This window comes from Brevundimonas subvibrioides ATCC 15264 (genome assembly GCF_000144605.1).
GTDB lineage: Bacteria > Pseudomonadota > Alphaproteobacteria > Caulobacterales > Caulobacteraceae > Brevundimonas > Brevundimonas subvibrioides.
On record NC_014375.1, the window covers coordinates 1,425,101 to 1,446,900 of the forward strand.

General features: G+C 68.2%; 20 protein-coding genes. 11 read left to right on the forward strand and 9 right to left on the reverse strand.

Annotated elements, in window-relative coordinates; genetic code table 11:
• Positions 1-110: 110 nt before the first annotated feature.
• From BRESU_RS07125 to BRESU_RS17640, 3 genes are read right to left on the reverse strand one after another with little or no spacing between them, the layout of a single operon-like run.
• Positions 111-1,547 carry a flagellar hook-basal body complex protein gene (locus BRESU_RS07125; RefSeq protein WP_013268861.1) on the reverse strand — a complete coding sequence of 479 codons (1,437 nt, stop codon included), beginning with the start codon at positions 1,545-1,547 and terminating at the stop codon, positions 111-113.
• 49 nt (positions 1,548-1,596) lie between these two features.
• Positions 1,597-2,265, reverse strand: a complete 669-nt coding sequence (locus BRESU_RS07130) for a flagellar hook assembly protein FlgD (RefSeq protein ID WP_013268862.1) — start codon at positions 2,263-2,265, stop codon at positions 1,597-1,599.
• A 4-nt stretch (positions 2,266-2,269) separates the two neighbouring features.
• The gene (locus BRESU_RS17640) at positions 2,270-3,592 is read right to left on the reverse strand and encodes a flagellar hook-length control protein FliK (protein WP_013268863.1); all 1,323 of its coding nucleotides are present in this window, start codon (positions 3,590-3,592) and stop codon (positions 2,270-2,272) included.
• Between the two features lie 373 nt (positions 3,593-3,965).
• On the opposite strand from BRESU_RS17640, the gene flgK reads away from it, so the two are divergent.
• From flgK to BRESU_RS07175, 8 genes are all read left to right on the forward strand, one after another.
• Positions 3,966-6,089: a flagellar hook-associated protein FlgK gene (gene flgK / locus BRESU_RS07140; protein WP_013268864.1), complete on the forward strand. Its 2,124-nt coding sequence runs from the start codon at positions 3,966-3,968 to the stop codon at positions 6,087-6,089.
• Positions 6,086-7,015: a flagellin gene (locus tag BRESU_RS07145; RefSeq protein ID WP_013268865.1), complete on the forward strand. Its 930-nt coding sequence runs from the start codon at positions 6,086-6,088 to the stop codon at positions 7,013-7,015. The genes flgK and BRESU_RS07145 overlap by 4 nt, the downstream gene beginning before the upstream one ends.
• Positions 7,016-7,100: 85 nt before the next feature.
• Positions 7,101-8,342 (forward strand): putative DNA modification/repair radical SAM protein, encoded by a 1,242-nt coding sequence (locus BRESU_RS07150; RefSeq protein WP_013268866.1) that lies wholly within the window; start codon positions 7,101-7,103, stop codon positions 8,340-8,342.
• 1 nt (position 8,343) lies between these two features.
• Positions 8,344-9,789, forward strand: coding sequence for a UdgX family uracil-DNA binding protein (locus BRESU_RS07155; RefSeq protein WP_013268867.1), 1,446 nt, complete (start codon positions 8,344-8,346; stop codon positions 9,787-9,789).
• 105 nt (positions 9,790-9,894) lie between these two features.
• Positions 9,895-11,013 (forward strand): ABC transporter permease, encoded by a 1,119-nt coding sequence (locus tag BRESU_RS07160; protein WP_013268868.1) that lies wholly within the window; start codon positions 9,895-9,897, stop codon positions 11,011-11,013.
• Complete coding sequence (locus tag BRESU_RS07165) at positions 11,010-11,819, forward strand: ABC transporter ATP-binding protein (RefSeq protein WP_013268869.1); 810 nt, start codon at positions 11,010-11,012, stop codon at positions 11,817-11,819. The genes BRESU_RS07160 and BRESU_RS07165 overlap by 4 nt, the downstream gene beginning before the upstream one ends.
• 12 nt (positions 11,820-11,831) lie before the next feature.
• On the forward strand, positions 11,832-12,770 hold the full coding sequence (locus tag BRESU_RS07170; RefSeq protein WP_013268870.1) for an MlaD family protein: 939 nt from the start codon (positions 11,832-11,834) through the stop codon (positions 12,768-12,770).
• Positions 12,767-13,372, forward strand: coding sequence for an ABC-type transport auxiliary lipoprotein family protein (locus tag BRESU_RS07175; protein WP_013268871.1), 606 nt, complete (start codon positions 12,767-12,769; stop codon positions 13,370-13,372). The genes BRESU_RS07170 and BRESU_RS07175 overlap by 4 nt, the downstream gene beginning before the upstream one ends.
• Here the strand turns inward: BRESU_RS07175 and BRESU_RS07180 are convergent.
• The 4 genes from BRESU_RS07180 to BRESU_RS07195 form a co-directional block, all read right to left on the reverse strand.
• A complete protein-coding gene (locus BRESU_RS07180) occupies positions 13,369-15,147 on the reverse strand; it encodes a patatin-like phospholipase family protein (RefSeq protein ID WP_013268872.1) in 1,779 nt (592 codons plus the stop codon). The genes BRESU_RS07175 and BRESU_RS07180 overlap by 4 nt on opposite strands.
• 50 nt (positions 15,148-15,197) lie before the next feature.
• Positions 15,198-15,488, reverse strand: a complete 291-nt coding sequence (locus tag BRESU_RS07185; protein WP_013268873.1) for a type II toxin-antitoxin system RelE/ParE family toxin — start codon at positions 15,486-15,488, stop codon at positions 15,198-15,200.
• Positions 15,481-15,732: a type II toxin-antitoxin system ParD family antitoxin gene (locus tag BRESU_RS07190; RefSeq protein WP_013268874.1), complete on the reverse strand. Its 252-nt coding sequence runs from the start codon at positions 15,730-15,732 to the stop codon at positions 15,481-15,483. The genes BRESU_RS07185 and BRESU_RS07190 overlap by 8 nt, the downstream gene beginning before the upstream one ends.
• Positions 15,733-15,846: 114 nt before the next feature.
• Positions 15,847-17,394, reverse strand: a complete 1,548-nt coding sequence (locus BRESU_RS07195) for a serine hydrolase (RefSeq protein ID WP_245528614.1) — start codon at positions 17,392-17,394, stop codon at positions 15,847-15,849.
• A 291-nt stretch (positions 17,395-17,685) separates the two neighbouring features.
• Between BRESU_RS07195 and BRESU_RS07200 the strand changes: the two genes are divergently transcribed.
• Positions 17,686-18,177: a phasin family protein gene (locus tag BRESU_RS07200; RefSeq protein ID WP_013268876.1), complete on the forward strand. Its 492-nt coding sequence runs from the start codon at positions 17,686-17,688 to the stop codon at positions 18,175-18,177.
• 79 nt (positions 18,178-18,256) lie between these two features.
• Here BRESU_RS07200 and BRESU_RS17135 read toward each other — a convergent pair whose 3' ends face one another.
• Entirely contained in the window at positions 18,257-18,412 is a 156-nt protein-coding gene (locus BRESU_RS17135; RefSeq protein ID WP_013268877.1) for a hypothetical protein, read from the reverse strand.
• Between the two features lie 203 nt (positions 18,413-18,615).
• Here BRESU_RS17135 and clpS point away from each other — a divergent pair, with 203 nt between their 5' ends.
• Both clpS and clpA read left to right on the forward strand, forming a co-directional pair.
• Complete coding sequence (gene clpS, locus BRESU_RS07205; RefSeq protein WP_013268878.1) at positions 18,616-18,948, forward strand: ATP-dependent Clp protease adapter ClpS; 333 nt, start codon at positions 18,616-18,618, stop codon at positions 18,946-18,948.
• Between the two features lie 12 nt (positions 18,949-18,960).
• A complete protein-coding gene (gene clpA / locus BRESU_RS07210) occupies positions 18,961-21,273 on the forward strand; it encodes an ATP-dependent Clp protease ATP-binding subunit ClpA (protein ID WP_013268879.1) in 2,313 nt (770 codons plus the stop codon).
• Positions 21,274-21,352: 79 nt separating this feature from the next.
• Here the strand turns inward: clpA and BRESU_RS07215 are convergent, their stop codons facing one another.
• Positions 21,353-21,661 (reverse strand): CsbD family protein, encoded by a 309-nt coding sequence (locus BRESU_RS07215; RefSeq protein ID WP_013268880.1) that lies wholly within the window; start codon positions 21,659-21,661, stop codon positions 21,353-21,355.
• Positions 21,662-21,800: the final 139 nt, after the last annotated feature.

The following is a 21,800-nucleotide window of genomic DNA, read 5'->3' on the forward strand; positions in this document are numbered from 1 at the left end:
GGTTTAGCGTCGTGGTGAAGGAATGGATAAAATCCAACTTTGACCAAACGGCGGTTTCGCCCGGATTTAAAGATACGATTCATTCAGTCTAACGCTGCGTTACTTGGCGATCAGCGTTTGATGCTGATCAGTTCGGCCAGCATCTCGTCGGCCGTCGTGATGATCTTGGACGATGCCGAGTAGGCCCGCTGGGTGGTGATCAGGCCGGTGAACTCGGCGGACAGATCGACCGTCGAGGCCTCCAGTTGCGACGCCCCGATGAGGCCCGCCCCGCCCGCGCCCGGCGTCTTCAGGTTGAAGGTCCCCGATCCCTGGCTGACCCGATAGGCGTTGCCGCTGGCCGGGGTCAGGCTGTCGGCGCTGGTAAACGTCGCCAGGGCGACCTGGGCGATGCGGCGGGTGACGCCGTTGTCGAAGATGGCGGTGACATAGCCCTCCTCGTCGATCTCGATGTTCGACAGGTTGCCGAAGGCGGTGCCGTTGGTCACGACGGCCTGGACGATGGAGTCCGAGTCGTACTGGGTCAGGCCGCCGGCCGAGGCGGTCAGATCGAACGAGACGTTCTGATTGTCGATGCCGAGCGACGTCTTCCACTTCGGCGCGGCGGCGGTGCCGGCTGCGGCGTCAGAGGCCCCCAGGGTGATGGAGGCCACCGATGGGTCGGCGAACAGCATGGAGCCGGGCGTGGCCGTCTCGCGGGCCTTCATCGCATCGACGTCCAGGCGACCATCCTGGGTGAACAGGACGAGACCCGATTTCAGGATGCCGTTGGACGGCGTCGTGCCGTTGTCGATGTCGGACGCCGGGATCACGTGGACTTCGGTCTGCCATTCGTTCGGGTTGGCCGTTTTCAGGAAGGAATAGGCGACGGTGCGCTGGCCGCCCTTGGAGTCGGAGACGGGGACGGTGATCTGGAAGTCCGGCTTGAAGCCCGTGCCGGTGGTCGCGTTGTAGGTCGACATCGACTTGGTGGCGGTGGAGTAGGTCGCGATGTCGGCCGAGACGGCCTGGCTGGACTTCAGGTTGGCGTTGACCTGGGCGCGCGTGGTGGCTTCCGCCGTGCCGCCGACCGAGCCGACGTTGATCGAGGTCAGCTTGCCGAGGTCCGACGGATCCGTGGGGATGTCGCCCTCCGCATTGACGGGCCAGCCCTGGAGGTAAAGCCCTGCAGTATTCTTCAGGTAGCCGAAGTTATCGACGCGGAACGCTCCGGCGCGGGTGAACAGGCGGGCGTCGCCGGCGTCCAGGCCCTCGGCCTTCTCGGTCGTGACGAAGAAGCCCTGGCCCGCGATGCCGAGGTCGGTGGAGGAGGTCGTGCGCTGCAGCTGACCGCCCTGGGCGATGTAGTTGCGCGTGTTGGCCAGCACGCCACCGGCGGAGTATCCCGCGCCCTGGCTCTGGGAGTTGACGACCGTCGAGAACTCGGCGGCGGTGCGCTTGTAGCCGACCGTGTTCACGTTCGCGATATTCTGGGAGATCGCGGCGAGGGCGGCGGAGTTGGCGGTCAGGCCGGACACACCGGCCAGAAGGGCAGAGTTGATGCTCACGAGGTGGGCTCCTTACAAAACGCGGAAGATGTGAAGGGGGTGACGGCGGTCATGTCTCGGGGTGGTCCTTGACGCCGATGACGGAGGACAGGGGCACCAGGGCCGCGCCGATGGTCAGGTAGGGGACGCCGTTGGCCAGCTCGACGCCGGACACCTGGCCGCGCGTCAGGACCTGGGCCTCGACGGCGTTGGTGCCGTTCTTGGCGGTGACCTTCAGCGAATAGACGCCGCCGTCCGGCAGCTGGCCGCCCGCCGAGGTCTTGCCGTCCCAGACGAAGTCGTGGGTGCCGGAGGTGCGATCGGGGGCGGGGCCGGTCCAGACCGTCTTGCCCGTGCCGTCGATCACGCTCAGCGAGACCTCCGAGGCCGAGGCCCCCAGTTCGTAGCTCCAGTTCGCCTTGCCGCCCTCGAGCTTGGTGGCGGACCAGACCGCGGTCGCATCCTTGCCGATGTAGTTGGCCGCGCCGCCCAGACCGCCGCCCTGCTGGGCCGCGAGGAGGCTGGTCAGAAGGTCGTTGGTCATCAGCTGCTGCTCCACGCCCGACATCTGGGTCAGCTGCTGGGTGAACTGGTTGGAATCCAGTGGCGAGAGCGGGTCCTGGTTCTTCAGCTGCGAGGTCAGCAGGGACAGGAAGGTCTCGAAATTCGACGTCAGGCTGGTGCGGGCCGCGGTGGTGCGGCTGGCGGCCTCGGTCGTGGTGGTGACGGCGTCGACCATGGGGTCAGACCTTCATATCGACGCGCTCGGGCGTCAGGGTGAGAGACATCCAGCGGGGCGGCACGAGGCCGGCCTCCGCATCGAGGGACAGGCGCGACGCGGCCCCGAAGGCACGGGCGGACTGGCGGCCCGACTGGGGGTCGGTGCCGCGATCGAAACCGTGGCTTCCGGCCGAGGCCTCGCGCTGGTCGAAGGACAGGGCGTCGTCGGCGACGGTGAAGCCGGCCTCGGTCAGCTGGCGGCGCAGCTCGTCGACCCGGCCGCGCAGGTCGGCGGCGGCCAGGGGGTTGTCGAAGGCGAGGCGGGCCGACAGCTGGCCGTCGGCGTCGATGTCCAGGCTGACGTCCACCCGGCCGAGGTCGTCGGGGGTCAGGGCCATCTCGAAGCGGGTCGAGCGGCCTTCCAGCTTCTTGACGATCTGGGCGGCGATCTGGGCCGTGGCGTGGATGGCCCCCTGGGACAGGGTCGACAAGACCGGGGCGGCGTCGGCGGTGGCCTGGGCGGCGCGGGTTTCGGACGCGGAGGCACCCTGCGGGGTCTGGGTGGCGTCGACGGGGTCCGGCGCGGCGACACTGGCCGCAGCGGACTCGGCGGCGGACTTCGATGCAGCGGGCGCGGCTTCGGTCGGCGGGCTCTGCCGGGAGGACGCGTCCGCCGTCTTTGGATCGGTTCCGTCGGCGGTCGCGGCCTGGCCCGTACCGGCCTCGGCAGGCGCCGTCGCGGCGTTGCCGGCCCTGGCCTGTTCGAGCGTGTCGCGCAGGCGCGGCGGTGGCGGCGCTTCTTCCGGGACCGGCAGCAGTCCGGCCTCGGAAGGCGCGGCTTCGGTCGGGGCCGCGGCGTCTTCCGACGATGCCTCGGGCGCTGCGACGGGCGGGGGTGCCGCGACGGGCGCGGCCGAGGGGGCGGGGAGGGCGGCGGCTTCCACCGGAGCGGGGGGAACCGGCGGCGCTGCAGGGAGCGCGGTGGAGGAGACGGCCGCGTCGGATGGCGGGGCAGCGGTGAGTTCGGCGTCGGTCACCGCCACGGGGGCCGTTACGGGCGGCTGGACCGGCGCCGTCGTCAGCACGGGCGCGTCCGCGTCGGCCTTCGCTTCGTTCTCCGCGCCGCCCGGCTTCTCGATCCCGGCGTCGGAGTCGGGCGAGGCGGGCTCGGCGGTCTTGTCGGGGCGGGCGGGCGCGGTCGGTCTGTCGGCTGCGGTCGCCTCGTTCAGGGCGTCGGCAAAGGTGTCGGGCCGGCTCTCTGCGCGCACGGGGGCCGGACGCCGCGCGGGGGCGGCGATCGGGGCCGTCAAGGAGACGGGCGCGGGGGCGAGACTGGGAGCGGACATGCGGACGGCAGGCGATTCAAGCTGGAGGTCGAGGGCGCCTGCTGCGCCAGAACATTCGACCAGCCCGTCGCAAGGCTTGGGCCATTCGCGGGAATTGCGATCAATCCCTTGTTCGGACGAAGGAAATCACTGCGATGACCCGCCGCTGGGTCGTCCGGTGCCCGTCGCTTCTTGCCGCGTCGCGACGCTTTTTGCCCGGTGCCGGGGCCGGCGCTGCGGACGTGGCCCGACCCTTGCGCCCGGAATCCATCATGAGCGACGCACCGCGTACCAGTATCAGTGATTTCAACGGGTTGGCCGGACCGCGCTCTGTGGCGGCTGGGCAAGACGCGCCGACGTCCGGGCAGGCCTTGCCGGGCGGAGGGTTAATCGGATGAGCCTGAACTCCATCCTGAACATCGCGAACTCGGGCCTTCAGGCGGCCCAGCAGCAGCTGCGCGTCGTCTCCGACAACGTCTCGAACGTCAACACGCCGGGCTATGTCCGAAAGATCGCCGAGCAGACGTCGCTGACCACCCAGGGGGTCGGGTCGGGCGTCGAGGTCACGCGCATCCGTCTGGCCACCGACCGCTTCCTGCAGGCCGCCTCGCTGAGCGCGGGGGCCGAGGCGGCGCGCCAGGGCGTCCGCTATGAACTATATGACCGCATCCAGTCGCTGTTCGGCGATCCGGGCGGCGACAGCGGCTTCTTCTCCCAGATCGACGAGGTCTTTTCCTCCTTCGCGGCCAGCGCGGAGGACCCCACCTCGGGGCCGCGCCGGCAGGATGCCCTGTTCAAGGCCCAGGCCGTGTTCGACGAGGCGACGCGGATCTCGGGCCAGATCCAGGCGGTGCGCGAAGACGCCGACGGCCGGATCCAGAGCGCGATCGAGAAGGCCAACGGCCTGCTGCAGCAGATCGAGACGCTGAACACCGACATCGCGCGGGCGACCGTGCTGAACGGAGATGCCTCGGGAGCGCAGACCCAGCAGGCGCGGCTGGTCGATGAGCTGTCGACCCTGCTGGACGTACAGGTGACCCAGCGGTCGGTCGGCGGGGTGTCGATCCGGACCGGAGCCGGCATCCAGCTGGCCGGGAATGGCGCGGCGACGCTGGAGTATCACCGGGCGGGCACGGTCAATGCCGAGACCAGCTTCAACGACATCTATGTCACCGAGAAGGGCGGCACGCCGCGGGCCCTGGCCGACGGGCTGAAGTCGGGCGAGATCAAGGGGTTGCTGGAGCTGCGGGACAACGAGGCCCCGGCCACGGCCGAGCGTCTGGCCGAACTGGTCACCAAGGTCGCCGACGAGCTGAACCGCGCGCACAATGCGAACTCGTCCGTGCCCGCGCCGACGACCCTGACCGGGCGAAACGTCGGCCAGGCGCTGGACACGGCCCTGACCGGGTTCGCCGGAAGAACCACCGTCGCCGTGGTCAACCCGACGACGGGCGCGATCACGACCCGGGCCGATATCGTGTTCTCGGGATCGACCCTGACCATCAACGGCACGGCCTCGACGCCCGCCAGCTTCCTGACCGACCTGAACACGGCCCTGGGCGGAGCGGCGACGGCGACCTTCACCAACGGGGCGCTGAAGATCACCGCGGCAGGCGCGAACGGCGTGGCCGTCGCCGATGACCCGACGACGCCGAGCAGCAAGGCGGGGCGAGGCTTCTCGCACTATTTCGGCCTGAACGACCTGGTGTCGGCCGAGCGGCCCGCGCTGTTCGATACCGGCCTGACCACGACGTCCCAGCACGGGTTCACGCCCGGCGAGACCCTGACCTTCCGGTTCACCAGCGAGACCGGATCGCGCATGCGCGATATCGAGGTCGCCGTGCCGGCCGGCACCGGCACGGTCGGCGAGCTGATCTCGGCGCTGAACAACACGACGACCGGAGTCGGTCGCTACGGCACCTTCGCCCTGGATGGATCGGGCGAACTGAAGTTCACCGGCTTCGGCGATCCGGCCGCCAGGATGAGCGTGCTGGAAGACACGACGACCCAGGTGCCGTCGGGCGTCTCGGTGACCGAGCTGTTCGGGATCGGGGGCGGCGTGCGGGCCTCGCGCGCCGACGGCTTCACCATCCGGACCGACATCCGCCAGAGCCCGTCGAAACTGGCGCTGGCCCAGCTGAACCTGTCGGCGACGGCGGGGACAGCGGCCCTGAGCTCGGGCGACGGACGCGGCGCCCTGCTGCTGGCCGACGCGGGCCAGGTGACGGCGAGGTTTTCGGCCGCCGGGACCAGTCCCGGGGGCAGCCTGTCGGTGTCGCGTTATGCGTCCGAGCTGTCGGGCGAGATCGGCGGGACGGCGGCCTCGGCCAAGACCCGCCAGCAGAGCGCCCAGGCGCTGGCCACCGAGGCGGACGCCCGCCAGTCGAACTATGAGGGCGTCAACCTGGACGAGGAACTGGTGCTGATGACGACCTATCAGCAGGCCTTCAATGCGTCGGCCCGCCTGATCCAGGCGGCGCAGGACATGTACGACACGCTTCTGGGGATGGTGCGATGAGCCGCGTTTCAACGACCGGAAACTTCCAGTCCGCCCTGCTGAACCTGATGGCCTCGCAGCAGCAGCAGGCCGATGCGGCCAACCGCGTCTCGACCCAGAAGAACGCCACCGACCTGACCGGATTCGGGCGCAGCTCGGAGACCCTGACGGCGCTGAAGGCCGCGTCCAGCCGGGTGCAGGGCTTCATCGACACGGGCGAGGTGGTCGGCGCGCGGCTGGAGGCCCAGGACCTGGCGCTGAACCAGATGATCGACGGGATCGGCGGGGCGCGCGAGGCGATCGGCGGGGTCCTGGCCTCGGACTCGGCGGGCACGCTGATGCTGGAACTGGAGGGCCAGTTCGCCTCGGTGACCGGCGGTCTGAATGCCCGCCACCAGGGCGGCTATCTGTTCGGCGGGGCCAATACGACCCAGCAGCCCGTCTCGGTGGCGACCCTGTCCGACCTCGCCGCCGCGCCGACCGTGGCCGGCACCTTCAACAACGACACGATCAAGCCGGTCTCGCGGGTGGCCGAGAACACCTCGATCGAGACCGGCTATCTGGCCAGCGATCTGGGCTCCACGATTTTCCAGATCTTCAAGGACATCAAGGCCTACAACGACAACCCCGCGACCGGGCCGCTGACCGGCAAGCCGACGGACGCCCAGAAGGCCTTCCTGACCGCCCAGCTGTCGCGGCTGGACGCGGCCAAGACGGCGACGGTCGACACGGCCTCGCGCAACGGCTCGCTGCAGAAGCGGGTCGAGCAGATCGGGCTGAGCCACACGGGACAGCTGACCTCGCTGGACGAGATGGTGTCCAAGCGCACCGACGCGGATCTGGCCAAGGCGGTGACGGACCTGCAGCTGTCGCAGATCGCGGTGCAGGCGAGCGCGCAGGTGGTCAGCCAGCTGCGGGACGTCAGCCTGCTCAACTATCTGAGGTAGCGACCGCCCCGCTTTGCCGGGGGTTGGAGAGGTGCGACCCAACGCCCCTAGTCATTGTTGCCAAACAAGAACATAATGGCAACATATGGCTCAGCTCGATCTCAGGAAGAAACTGTCGGTTCTGGCCGATGCAGCAAAATACGATGCGTCCTGCGCCTCGTCGGGGACGTCCAAGCGCGACTCCAGGGGCGGGAAGGGCATCGGCTCCACCGAGGGGATGGGCATCTGTCACGCCTATACGCCGGACGGTCGGTGCGTGAGCCTGCTGAAGATCCTTCTGACCAACTTCTGCATCTACGACTGCGTCTACTGCATCAACCGGGTGTCCTCGAACGTTCAGCGGGCCCGGTTCAGCGTCGACGAGGTCGTCGAGCTGACGCTGAACTTCTATCGGCGGAACTATATCGAGGGGCTGTTCCTGTCGTCGGGCATCATCCGCTCGGGCGACTACACGATGGAGCAGATGGTCCTTGTGGCCAAGAAGCTGCGCGAGGAGCACGACTTCCGCGGCTACATCCACCTGAAGCTGATCCCCGAGGCGGATCCGAAGCTGGTCGAGCAGGCGGGGCTGTACGCCGACCGGCTGTCGGCTAATGTCGAGCTGCCCCGCGACGAGGCCATGGGCCGGTTCGCCCCGCAGAAGGATGTCGGCGTCATCAAGAAGGCGATGGCCGACGTGCGCCGCTCGGTCGAGGCGGCCAAACCGGGCAAGAAGGATCGCGCCAAGCCGCCGAAATTCGCGCCGGCCGGCCAGTCGACCCAGCTGATCATCGGTGCGGACGGGGCCCCGGACACCGAAATCATCGACCGGTCGGCGTCGCTGTACGGCGGCTACGGCCTGCGCCGGGTCTACTATTCCGCCTTCAGCCCCATTCCGGATTCCAGCGCCGCCCTGCCGCTGTCCAAGCCACCCCTCATGCGCGAGCACCGGCTGTATCAGGCCGACTGGCTGATGCGGTTCTATGGCTTCACCCCGCCCGAGATCGGCGAGGCCACGACGGGCGGCATGCTGGACCTGGCGATCGATCCCAAGCTGGCCTGGGCACTGAACCGGCGCGAGCGGTTTCCGGTCAACGTGAACACCGCCCCGCGCGAGGACCTGCTGCGCGTCCCGGGTCTGGGGGTGAAATCCGTCAACCGGATGATTTCCATCCGCAGATACCGGACGCTGAGGCTGGAAGACGTGGCGCGGCTGTGCCGGGGCATCGACAAGGTCCGGCCCTTCATCACCGCGCTGGACTGGACGCCCGGAGGCCTGACCGACGCGTTCGACCTGCGCGCGCGTCTGGTCCCGGAACCCAAGGCGGTGCAACTGAGCTTGTTCTGAGATGGCGATCGAAGAACTGGCGTCCGAGACCGATTTCGACGGGTGGCGCGCGGCGGCGCGGCGCTTGCGGCTGGCGGGGGTCGAGCCGGCGGCTGCGCGGTTCGTGGTGGCGGGCGGGCACGGGTCGGGCTCGCTGTTCGATCAGGCGGAGCCCGACCGGCCCGCCGCACCGCGCGAAACGGGCTTTACCGTTCCCAAGGCCTTCGTCGACGTCGCGCGCGAGGTGATCCTGCATCGCTCGGTCGACCGGTTCGACCTGCTGTACCGGATGCTGTGGCGTCTGCGGGACGAGCCGGACCTGATGAAGGTGACGTCCGACGGCGACGTCGCCGATGCCCTGGAGCGGGCCAAGAACGTCAGTCGGGCCTCGCACAAGATGAAGGCCTTCGTCCGGTTCCGGATCGTCCATGACGCGGCGGGGGAGGCCTATGTCGCCTGGTTCGAACCGGCGCACCGGGTGCTGGAGAAGACCGCGCCCTTCTTCGTCCGGCGGTTCGCCTCCATGCGCTGGTCGATCCTGACGCCCGAGGGCTCGGCCTTCTGGGACGGAGACGCGCTGAGCTTCGGGCCCGGGGCCCGGGCCGAGGACGCGCCGCAGGACGACGAGATCGAGGAGTTCTGGAAGACCTACTATGCCTCGACCTTCAACCCGGCGCGGCTGAAGACGAAGACGATGCAGGGCGAGATGCCCAAGCGGTACTGGAAGAACCTGCCCGAGGCCTCGCTGATCCCCGAGCTGATCGCGGCCTCGCGGGATCGCACCGAGACGATGGTCGACAGCGCGCCGACGCTGCCGAACGCGAAACTGGCAAGCGCGGTCGCGCCGGACGTCCGGGGCGGCGGGCTGGATGACCAGCAGATCGTCGGCGATCTGGGCGAACTCAGACAGGCCATCCAGGGATGCCGCCGCTGCCCGCTGTGGCGCGATGCGACCCAGGGCGTCTGCGGCGTCGGGCCGGTGGGTGCCAGGCTGATGATCGTCGGCGAGCAGCCGGGGGACCAGGAGGACCTAGCCGGCCTGCCCTTCGTCGGACCCGCGGGCCAGGTGCTGGACGCGGCGCTCGAGGAGGCGGGCATCGACCGGTCGGACGTCTACGTCACCAACGCCGTCAAGCACTTCAAGCACGAGCCGCGCGGCAAGCGCCGTCTGCACAAGACGCCCAATGCGGGCGAGGTCACGGCCTGCCGCTGGTGGCTGGATCAGGAGCGCACGCTCGTGCGACCCAGCCTGACCCTGACCCTCGGCGCGACGGCGGCGTTTGCCGTTCTGAACCAGAAGGTTGCCGTGATGAAGACGCGCGGGGAACCTTTGCCGTTGCCCGATGGTTCTCGGGCCATGGTCACGGTGCATCCCTCCTATCTGCTGCGTCTGCCCGACGAGGAGGCGAGGGTGCGCGAGCGCGCCGCCTTCGTGCGCGATCTGGTCAAGGTCCGGGCCCTTCTCTGACCCGATGAGCCTGTTGTTGCCGAAGAATGACTCCCGTCGAACGACGTGTGCCGGCTGCCCTGGCCGGGCATGGGCGATTCAGTCGCACTCCGCTATGGAGAGCGCATGAGCACGGCTGATTTCCAGATCGACGACGCGACCGGCGGGGGCTCTGTCCTGCGGCTGACGGGTGACTGGACGACGATGTCGCTGGGCCGTACGGCCGCTCGCCTGTCGGACGGACTGTCGGGGCGGACGATCCAGTCTGTGGATCTGAGCGGACTCGGCCGGTTCGATACGGCGGGTGCGCTGGCGCTGGTGCAGGCGTCCGGACTGACCCTGCCCAAGGACGCCTGGCAATCCCGCCCGGAGGCCGGCCGCATCTATGACATGGTCGAGACGCTGGAGCGCAAGTCGATGCCGGCGCCGCGACGCCAGGCGTCGCTGACGCGCATCTTCGCGCGGATGGGTCACGGTGTTCACGACGCGGCGGCCGAGTTCCTGCTGTCCATGGCCTTCCTGGGGCGGCTGATGGCGGCGACCGGGAACGCGGTCCGCCATCCCGGAGCCATCCGCTGGCCCGCCTGGGTCAGCCAGGCCGAGCGTTCGGGTCTGGACGCCATGCCGATCATCGCGGTCACCAACTTCTTCATCGGGGCCGTCATCGCCTTCCTCGGAGCCGACCTGCTGACCCAGTTCGGCGCGGGCGTGTTCGCGGTCGATCTGATCGGGGTGTCGATCCTGCGCGAGCTCGCGGTGCTGATCACCGCCATCCTGCTGGCCGGCCGGTCTGCCTCGTCGTTCGCGGCCGAGGTCGGTTCGATGCGGATGAACCAGGAGGTCGACGCCATGCAGGTCATGGGCGTCGACCCGTTCCAGGCTCTGGTGATCCCGCGTCTGGCCGCCATGCTGGTCATGGTCCCCCTGCTGACGTTCGTCGGCATGATCGCGGGCCTGTTCGGCGGTCTGATCGTGACCTGGAGCCAGCTGGCGCTCGGGCCGGCCTTCTTCCTGCAGCGCATGGTCGATACGCCGGATATGTTCACCCACATGCTGGTGGGCCTGTCCAAGGCCCCGGTGTTCGCCATCGTCATCGCCGCGATCGGCTGCCGCCAAGGTCTGGCCGTGTCCGGGGACGTGGAGAGTCTTGGGCGGCGCGTGACGGCGGCCGTGGTGCAGGCGATCTTCGCGATCATCTTTCTGGATGCCGTGTTCGCCCTGATCTACCTGGAGCTGGACATATGACCGATCAGCCCCCGGTCGCGGCCGCCAACGACGCGGCTACGGCCCCCGACAACCTGATCGAGGTGCGCGGCCTGCGCAGCCAGTTCGGGGACCAGGTGATCCACGAGAACCTCGATCTGGACGTCGTCCGGGGCGAGGTGCTGGGCGTCGTCGGCGGGTCCGGCACCGGCAAGACGGTGCTGCTGAACTCCATCATCGGGCTGAAGGAGCCGGAGGGCGGGTCGATCCGGATCTTCGGCCACGACACCGGCGACCTGTCCGAGGCCGACAGCGCCGACATCGAGCGGCGGACCGGCGTGCTGTTCCAGCAGGGCGCGCTGTTCAGCTCGCTGAGCGTTCTGCAGAACGTGGCATCCCCGATGGTCGAGCATACGAACCTGCCGAAGGACACGATCCGCGAACTGGCGGAAATGAAGATCGCCATGGTCGGACTGAAGCCCGAAAGCCATCACCAGAAGCCGGCGGAACTGTCGGGCGGGATGCGCAAGCGCGTCGGACTGGCCCGGGCGCTGTCGCTGGATCCCGAACTGCTGTTCCTGGACGAACCGACGGCCGGGCTGGACCCGATCGGCGCCGCAGCGTTCGACGAGCTGATCCGCAAGCTGTCGGACGACCTGGGGCTGACCGTGTTCATGATCACCCACGACCTCGATAGCCTCTATGCCATCTGCGACAAGGTGGCGGTGCTGGCGGACAAGCGGGTCGTCGAGAAGGCCACGGTGCAGGAGCTGGAGAAATCCGACCACCCGTGGATCAAGGAATACTTCCTGGGGCCGCGCGGTCGCGCCGCCACCAAGGCTGCGTAGGACGAGAACGAGATGGAACGAGACGCACATTACGCCGCCGTCGGCATCGCCACCGTCGCCCTTCTGGCGGCCCTGGCGGTGTTCGCCATCTGGCTGGCCCGGCTGCAGTTCAACGACAGCTACGACCTGTACGACATCGTCTTCACCGGGCCGGTGAACGGGGTGTCGGAAGGCGGCGAGGTGCATTTCAACGGCATCCGGGTGGGTGAGGTCACCGACCTGAACCTGGACCCCAACAAGGGCGATCAGGTCATCGCGCGGGTCCGCCTGGACGCGACGACGCCGGTGCGCGTCACCAGCCGCGCCCAGCTGGAGCCGCAGGGCATCACGGGTCTGAACTTCGTGCAGATCACTGCCGGGACCGAGGGCAGCCCGCTGCTGAAGACCCAGTACGCCGACGATGTGGTGCCGGTCATCCAGAGCCAGGCCTCGCCGTTCGCCGAGCTGCTGAGCGGGTCGGGCACCGTGCTGGCCCAGGCCGTGGACGCGCTGAACCGCGTCAACCGGGTCCTGTCCGACGACAACATCCGCAGCTTCTCGACCACGCTGAAGAACGTGGAATCGCTGTCCAACGAGCTGGAAGCGCGCAAGGGCATGTTCAAGGAACTGGAAGAGGCCCTGACCAAGGCGAATGCCGCGGTGGGCGAGTACGAGGCCCTGGGGGCCGATGCGCGTCGCCTGATCAACACCGACGGGGCCGAGGCCGTGGCCAGCATCAACGCGGCGGCCGGTGACGCGCGCACCGCGATCGCCAGCATCAATCGCACGGCGACGGGCCTGGAAGGGCCGGTCGGCGAGCTGACCACCACGGGCATTCCGCAGCTGCTGGAGGCCATTCAGGGCCTGCAGGAGGCGACGGATTCGCTGCAGGGCCTGGTCGACGACGTGCGGGCCAGCCCGCGAGACTTCATCGGACGGCCACCGTCCCAGGAACTGGAGGTCCAGCCTTGATCCGTTCGATCCTTGCCACCGCGGTCGCCGCCGTCACCCTGTCGGGCTGTGCCCTGCTGTCGTCGCCGGATCCGGTGCAGCTTTACCGGTTCGGGACCACGGGCGCGACGCCGGCCCAGGCCGTCGCCGAGCCGGTGCAGGTCAAGCTGCGCGCCGTGGAGTTTCCGCAGGCCTCGCAGGGCGACCGTCTGCTGGGCGTGACCGGCACCCAGGCGGCCTTCATCGCGGGCGCGCGCTGGGTCTCGCCGGCGCAACAGCTCTATGCCGACAGCCTGGAAGGCGCGTTCGCCGGACAGGCCCGGGCCGTGCGTCTGATCGGGCGGCGCGAGCTGACGCCGACGACGCGGGTGCTGGACATCGACATGCGCAGCTTCGAGACGCGCTATGACTATGCCGGCGGCGTGCCGACGATCGTCATCAGCGCCCGGGCGCGTCTGCTCCGGTTCCCCGAGCGGACGGTGGTGGCGGAGCAGACCTTCGAGGTCAGCCAGCCCGCCAGCGAGAACCGGATCGCGACGATCGTCGACGCCTACGACGTGGCGACGCGGGACCTGAACAGCCAGATCGTGGCCTGGACGGACACGAACGCCGCCGGGGGCTAGGCCGGCGTCAGCGGGATGACGACCGGATCGGGTGTCGCGGCCAGGGGCTCGATCGGAGCCCGCTTCCGCTTGCGGATCGTCTCGATCGGCCCGTCGATCCGGGCCAGAGCCTCGAGGGCCGCGGCATGGCCCGAGGCGACGACCGGGTCGTAGGTCTTCCAGTCACGGATGTCGGAGCCTTGCGGCGTCGGCAGGATGAGCACGTCGGTTTCCGCGCGGGAGTTGTCCAGCTCGGCATCGGTGGTGATGGTCGCCGCGCGCATCAGGATCGAGACGATGGGCGGTCCCTTCTTCCAGGCCCCGGACGCGATCCAGCGCCACCAGGACGGGGGATTCTCCAGCGCGCCCGGATCGACGCCCCGCATCTGGGACATATCCACGCCGATGATCGGGCCGGCGTTGAACTGGCGCATCACGTCGGTCGGGAAATTCTTGATCACGGCCCCGTCCACCAGGACCTGACCCTCGATGACCACGGGCGGCATGACGCCGGGGATGGAGATGGAGGCCCGCATGGCCCGGCGCAGCAGCCCCCGGCGGTGGACCTCGATCCGGCCCGAGGTCAGGTTCGACGACACGGCGAAGAAGGGCAGGGGCATGTCGGCGATGTCGATGTCGCCGTAGGCCTCCTCCAGCAGACGCGCGACCTTGCCCGCGCGGGTCATGGCGATCATCGGAAAAGCGAGGTCGGACAGGGGGTCGGAGCGGACGAAGGCGCGCCGGATGCGGGCGTCCAGCTCCTCGTCGGACCAGTTCAGGGCCGGGCCGGCCGCGATGACGGCCCCCATGGACGAGCCGCCCAGGAAGTCGAACCGGACCCCGGCTTCCCGCAATGCCCGCACGACGCCGATGTGGGCATAGGCCCGCGCCCCGCCGCCGGACAGGACCAGCCCGATCGCCGTGCCCGTGATGATCCGGGCGATCCGGGCGGCGTCGTGGGGATCGGACTCCATTGCGTGGAACCAGCGGCCGGGGTTGATGGCGTTGAGCCAGACCGCGGTATTGGCCGGGCGCGACATCCGGGGATCGCGCAGCAGGATCAGGTCGGTGAACTGCTGCAGCCCGTGGGCGGTGCGGCTGGGGATCGAGGCCGGGGGCGCGGTCAGGGCATCGCCGACGACGAACAGCCGGTCGACCTGGCGCGCGCACAGATTGGCCCAGGACGGCTCGTCCAGCTCGGCGACATAGAGGACGAAGTCGTGGGTGTCCTCCATGCGTGAGAACCATTCCGACACCGACGACAGGGCCGAATGGTCGATGACCTGACAGGTGAAGCCCTGGGCCTCGACCGCCGCCGCGACGCGCTCGACGAAGGCCCGGATCGGCCGGTTTCGCACCGAGATGAAGCCGAACACGCTGGGTTCGGTGACGCCCGGTGCGCGTTCCCGGGCGCGATGCAGCATCAGGCGCGACAGCTCGATCATCACGTCGGGCTGGGTGCGGACGGCCTCGAAGAAGACCTCGGCCGGCAGGGCGAGGATTTCGGAATCGCGCAGGGCCACGACGCTGGAGGTGTGGGGCGTTCCCGCGATCAGGGCCATCTCGCCCACGGGCTCGCCCGGCTTGACCACCCCCAGGAACTGCGGGGCCTGGTCGTCTTCCTGGCGGAAGACGCCCAGACGGCCGGAGCGGACCAGATAGAGGCTGTCCGGGGCTTCACCGGCCGAGAACAGCAGTTCGCCTCCGGTCAGGGCGAACCAGCTGGCCTTGGTGTTCTGGTTCTGGAACACACGCGCGAGGGCGGCTTCCAGACTGTCAGGCCGGGGGTGGCGCATGGTCGTGACCTAAAGCGGCTTCGAAGACGGGGGCAAGCGGCATGCTCACCTTACAGATGACGGGCCGCGTCCATGCGCTGGTGCAGGATGCGGATGACGGCGATACCGTAAGGCATTGGCCGGAAGTAGATGACATGCTGCTGGACGGTCCGCCGGCGATAGCCCTGCCGGATGGCGTCACAGGCCTGGGCGCGGAACGGCGCATCGGCGAGTCTGGCGAGAGCGGCGTCGATGAGATCCGTGTAGCGCAGGGCCTGGTCCAGATCCCACTGGGACACGGTGTGATCAAAAAGGTCGGCGAGATCGCGCTGAGCCCGGGGGCTGAGCCGATACTCAGCCATGTTGCGCGGCTTTCTGCTGTTTGAAGGCGGCGAAATCGAACGGTTCCGGCTCGCCGCTCTGTTCGCCCTCCTTGAGGGCCTGTCGAAGCGTGTCGATCTCGAACGTCCGCTCCTGCTCCCGGCGGATCAGGTCGCGGATGGCCTCGCTGTCGTTGGTATAGCTGCCCGCCTCGATCTGGGCGGCAATCCAGGCATCCTGCTGCACGGTGAGGGTGATCGTCTTGCGTACGGTGGCCACGTCCATTCCCCCTATGCGTCAAACTGCATAATATTGGTGCAGTTTAGCGCGCTCGATCCAATCCCGGCAACGTTTGCGCGATGCCGGCTTTGACCGACGTCGCTCCGGTCTGCGCGGAGGTTACGCCCCCGGGCGCACCACCATGCAGGTGACGTTACGGGCCGACAGGGCTTCGCACGCGCTTTCGGCCGAGGCCTGGGTCATGCCGACGAAGCGCGAGCGGTGCCAGCCGGCGGCATCCACCACGGTGCGCTCGGCCGAGGCGAACTGGGCCCGGAAGCGGCGGTTGACCTCGGTCAGCCAGTCACGGGCCACGGTGGCGTCGCGGAAGGCCCCGACCTGAACCGCCCAGCGGCCGGCGGCCGATGCGGGTGCGGTCGGGCGGGGCGGATTGGCCGCCGCCGCGCCGGGACGATTCAACGATCCTGCCGCAGAGGTCGCGACGCCGCTGTTGAGGCTGGCGGTCAGGTTGCCGCGCGGTGGCGCGACCGCGGCGCGCTGGACCGGGGCCTGCTGGACCGGCGCGGTGACGGGCGGCTGCGCCTGCGGGCGCGGGGCGGCCTGGGCGACGGCCGTCTGATAGGGGACGACGTTGGGGCCATAGCCCGGTGGCGTCGTTGTCGGCGGGCGCGTGTTGGCGACGGCGGTGACCGGCGGCGTGGTCGCGGTCACATAGGCGCTGCCCTGTTCGGACGGAGCCGGCTGGCCGTTCAGGGCCGCGTAGGCCACGGGCGCGCCGCCGTCGGGGGCTCCAAGGCCAAAGCCGCGTTGCTCGAAGAAGGTCTGTGCCTCCTCGATCCGCTCCCCGGCGGCGCGCCGGGTCTCGACCTCGAAGCCTGTGTCCATCAAAGCCGCGACATGGGCGTTGCGGGTGATGCTGGATCGACCGCCGAGGACGATGGTGATCACGCGCTTGCCGCCCCGCACGGCCGAGGCCGCCAGGTTGTAGCCGGAGGCATTGGTGAAGCCGGTCTTGATGCCGTCATAGCCGTTGCCGCCCAGCAGCAGGCCGTTCGTGTTGCGATACTCCCGGCCCTGATAGGTCCAGTCGTGGATCCCGAAATAGCTGTAGTACTGGGGATAGTCGCGCATGATGGCGCGCGACAGGATGGCCAGATCGCGGGCGGAGGTCAGCTGGCGGCTGTCGGGCAGGCCGTTCGGATTGACGTAGCGGGTCTGGCCCATGCCCAGCTCCTGCGCCTTCAGCGTTGCCAGAGCCGCGAAACGGGCCTGGGAGCCGCCGATGTGCTCGGCCAGCACCATGGCCATGTCGTTGGCCGACCGGACGGTGGTGGCGCGCATGGCGTCATCCAGCCGGATCGTCTGACCGGCGGCGAGGCCGAGTTTCGACGGGGGCTGCGAGGCGGCCAGGGGCGAGACGGTGATCACGTCGTCGAGGTGGACGGTGCCCTTCTCGAGCGCCTCGAAGACCAGATACAGGGTCATCATCTTGGTGACCGACGCGGGATAGCGCTGGCTGTCGGCGTGACGGGCGAACAGGACCTCGCCGGTTCCGGCATCGACCACGATCGCGGCATAGCGGCTGTTTTCGCCCGACTGGGCCTCGACTCGTGTGGTCGTCAGGGGCCCCGACAGACCCGCCAGCACCAGCAGGGCCAGGCCGAGGGCCAGCAGGCGGCGCGGGAAGGACGGACGGTCACGCATCATCGCCTATCGAAGCCTCATCCTTTGTGGCGCGGCGGCGGCCCCCCGGCGCGTCGCAAGTGATCCCTTAGCATGGGAGCCGCAGGTTTCAGGGTGGTTAAGCAGAGATCAACGCAGATTTGAACGAGCAGAATCTGACGCCCGCCCGGTGCCCTAATGTGGGTATGTTGCACTGCACAAATCGTCTTGACCTCTGTTCGCACTTGCACCATATGGGCGGGGTCGCCCGGGACTCGCCTGGGACGAGAAACATTCCGCGGGCCAACCGCGATCATCAGGTTCAGGAGACTTCACATGGCCGACAGCGCCGAAACCATCAAGAAGACCGTCGAAACCGCCACCACCAGCGCCAAGGTCCAGGGCGAGCAGTTCAAGGCCCAGGCCGAGAAGATGCAGGCGACGGGCACCCAGGCCCTGCGCGAGACGATGGACAAGACCTCGGCCTCGATGGCTGAACTGTCGGCCCATTCGAAGCAGAACCTGGAAGCCCTGACCGCTTCGGCCACCGCCGCCCAGAAGGGCGTCGAGGCCCTGTCGGCGCAGGCCCTGTCCTACAGCAAGTCCAGCTGGGAAAACGGCGTCGCCGCCGCCCAGACGATCGCCAAGGCCCGTTCGGTCCAGGAGCTGATCGAGCTGCAGACCAACTATGCCAAGTCGGCCATGGAAACCTACCTCTCGGAAGTCACCAAGATGACCGAGACCCTGACCGGTTCGGTCAAGGACAGCTTCAAGCCGATCAACGAGCGCGTGACCGCGACCGTCGAAACCTTCCAGGCCGCCCGCTAAGCCTGAGACAGATCGTAGCGTAACGAAGGGGCCCCGGCGGAAACGCCGGGGCCTTTTTGCTGTTCGCCCCGGGGGTGTTCTATCGACCGGCAGGTTTGGTGCCACCCTCGGCCAGATGGCGCGCCAGGATGGCGCCGGCGATCTTGGGGGCTCCGAGCACCGGCAGCGGCTGGCCGAATACCGCTCTCCACAACACATCAAGCTCTTCGTCGGTCTCGGGAATCTTGCACGCCATGGCCGTAGCTACGAAGGCCTGTCAGAGCGGATGCGGCCGTTAACGACGATGGACACGCGCCGTCCGTCCGGGCCGGCCGGACGTCCCCACCCTCGAGCGGCCCGTGGTCCCAGCCGGCTGCGGGAGGGAGAAGTGACTGGACGTCCCTTCAAATCAGGCCATCATCACCTATCTGAACACTCGAACTCCCAACCGGAACGTAGATGCCGACAAGAAGGCCAGGTGAACAGAACGGGGGCGGCCAGGGTGCCGCCACCATCACCGAGACAAAGCCCAAGCTTCAGAAGCCCTCGCTCTATCGGGTGCTGATCCTGAACGACGACTACACGCCGATGGAATTCGTCGTCTATGTGCTGGAGCGGTTCTTCCAGAAGAGCCGCGAGGACGCGACCCGCATCATGCTGCATGTGCATCAGCATGGCGTCGGAGTCTGCGGCGTCTTCACCTACGAAGTGGCCGAAACCAAGGTCGCCCAGGTGGTCGAGACGGCGCGCCGTCACCAGCACCCGTTACAGTGCACTATGGAAAAAGACTGAGAGGATCTCCCCATGCCCTCGTTTTCACGTCCTCTCGAAGAGACCCTGCACCGCGCGGTCTCCTATGCCAACGAACGCCGCCACGAGTATGCGACGCTCGAACACCTGCTGCTGGCCCTTGTCGATGACGCCGATGCCTCGGCGGTCATGAAGGCCTGCAACGTCGACCTCACCGCGCTGAAGACGGCGCTGACGCTGTATGTCGACACCGACCTCGCCGCCCTCGCGACCTCGGACGGCGAGGACGCCAAGCCGACCGCCGGCTTCCAGCGCGTGATCCAGCGCGCGGTGATCCACGTGCAGTCGTCGGGTCGCGAGGAAGTGTCCGGCGCGAACGTGCTGGTCGCCATCTTCAGCGAGCGCGAGAGCCACGCCGCCTATTTCCTGCAGGAGCAGGACATGACCCGCTATGACGCGGTCAATTTCATCGCCCACGGCATTCCCAAGAAGGCCGGCGCGGGCGAGGCGCGTCCGCCCAAGGCCCAGGGCCAGTCGCCCGAGGAGGCCGAGGACGCCGCGGCCGTCAAGTCGGGCGGAGAGGCTCTGGAGGCCTACTGCGTCGACCTGAACGAGAAGTCGAAGAACGGCAAGATCGACCCGCTGATCGGGCGTCAGGCCGAGGTCGACCGCTCGATCCAGATCCTGTGCCGCCGGACCAAGAACAACCCGCTGCTGGTCGGTGAACCCGGCGTCGGCAAGACGGCCATCGCCGAAGGCCTGGCGCTGAAGATCGTCAAGGGCGAGGTGCCGGATGTGCTGAAGGGCGCGACCATCTACTCGCTCGACATGGGCGCGCTGCTGGCCGGGACCCGCTACCGCGGCGACTTCGAGGAGCGGCTGAAGCAGGTCGTCAAGGAGCTGGAGACCCACGAGGACGCCATCCTGTTCATCGACGAGATCCACACGGTGATCGGGGCCGGCGCGACCTCGGGCGGGGCGATGGACGCCTCCAACCTGCTGAAGCCGGCGCTGGCTTCGGGCTCGCTGCGCTGCATGGGCTCGACGACCTACAAGGAGTACCGCCAGCACTTCGAGAAGGACCGCGCCCTGGTGCGTCGCTTCCAGAAGATCGACGTCAACGAGCCGACGGTCGAGGACACGGTGAAGATCCTCAAAGGGCTGAAGACCGCCTACGAGGGACACCACAAGCTGCGCTACACCGACGCCGCGATCCGCTCGGCCGTGGAGCTGTCGGCGCGTTACATGACCGACCGCAAGCTGCCGGACAAGGCGATCGACGTGATCGACGAGGCCGGGGCGTCGCAGATGCTGCTGCCCGAGTCCAAGCGGAAGAAGGTCATCGGCCAGAAGGAGGTGGAGGCTGTCGTCGCCAAGATGGCGCGCATCCCGCCCAAGTCCGTCTCCAAGACCGACACCGAAGGCCTGCGCGAGCTGCAGACCGACCTGAACCGGGCTGTCTTCGGCCAGGACGCGGCGATCGAACAGGTGGCCTCGGCCATGAAGCTGGCCCGCGCCGGTCTGCGCGATCCGCAAAAGCCCATCGGGTCCTTCCTGTTCGCCGGCCCGACCGGCGTGGGCAAGACCGAGGTGGCCAAGCAACTGGCCTCTACCCTGGGCATCGAGATGCTGCGCTTCGACATGTCGGAATACATGGAGCGGCACACGGTCAGCCGGCTGATCGGGGCCCCTCCGGGCTATGTCGGCCATGACCAGGGCGGCCTGCTGACCGACGCCGTCGACCAGCACCCGCACGCCGTGGTCCTGCTGGACGAGATCGAGAAGGCGCACCCGGACGTCTACAACATCCTGCTCCAGGTCATGGACAACGGGATGCTGACCGACGCGGTGGGCAAGAAGGTCGACTTCCGCAACGTGGTCCTGATCATGACCACCAATGCGGGCGCGGCCGACAACGCCCGGGCCTCGATCGGTTTCGGTCGCGGCAAGGTCGAGGGCGAGGACGAGAAGGCCATCCAGCGCCTGTTCGCGCCGGAGTTCCGCAACCGTCTGGATGCCGTGGTGTCGTTCAAGCCTCTGGCGGCCGAGACGATCCGCATGGTGGTGACCAAGTTCGTGCTGCAGCTGGAAGCCCAGCTGGCGGACCGCAACATCACCATCGAGCTGACCGACGACGCGGCCGACTGGCTGGCCAAGAACGGCTTCGACGAACTGTATGGCGCGCGCCCGCTGGGCCGGGTCATCCAGGAGAACATCAAGAAGCCGCTCGCCGACGACATCCTGTTCGGACGTCTGACGCGGGGCGGTCACGTCAAGGTCGCCCTGGTCGACGGCAAGATCGCCTTCGACATCACCCCCACCACCGGCGCGCCGGTCAAGGAAACGGTGGACGGCGAGGCGGTTTAATCCTCCCCCGCTGCGCGGGGGAGGAATAAAAAAGGCCCGGGAGCGATCCCGGGCCTTTCGTTTGTCTGGAGGCTGAAGCCTAGTAGCGGCGGCGGCCCGAACCGGCGAGCAGGAAAGCCAGGCCGGCGAGAATGCCGGTGGTCAGCAGCGGCTTGCGACGGGCGAAATCGAGGCCGGTGTTGATCGGGTCGCGCAGGTCGGCGGGGGCGCGTTCCGACAGGGTTTCCAGCTTGTCGATGGCGCGGCCATAGGCGTCGAGGGCCTTGCCCTTCACTTCGTCGAACTTGCCTTCGACCTGCAGCTTGGTGTCGCCGGTCAGGTTGCCGAGGCCGTTCTTGAGCTTGCCGCTGATGCCGTTGGCGGCACCTTCGATACGTTGGTCGGTCATGATGAAAGTCCTTCTGATCTGAAGCGCCGGGGAGGCTGCCGTGTTAGCGCATGTGAACGGCTACGGTTCCGTCAACCGACGTGGTTGCGAAGGCGCCGAAGCGTGGCGATATCGTGGTTCACGATGATGGCGAAATCCG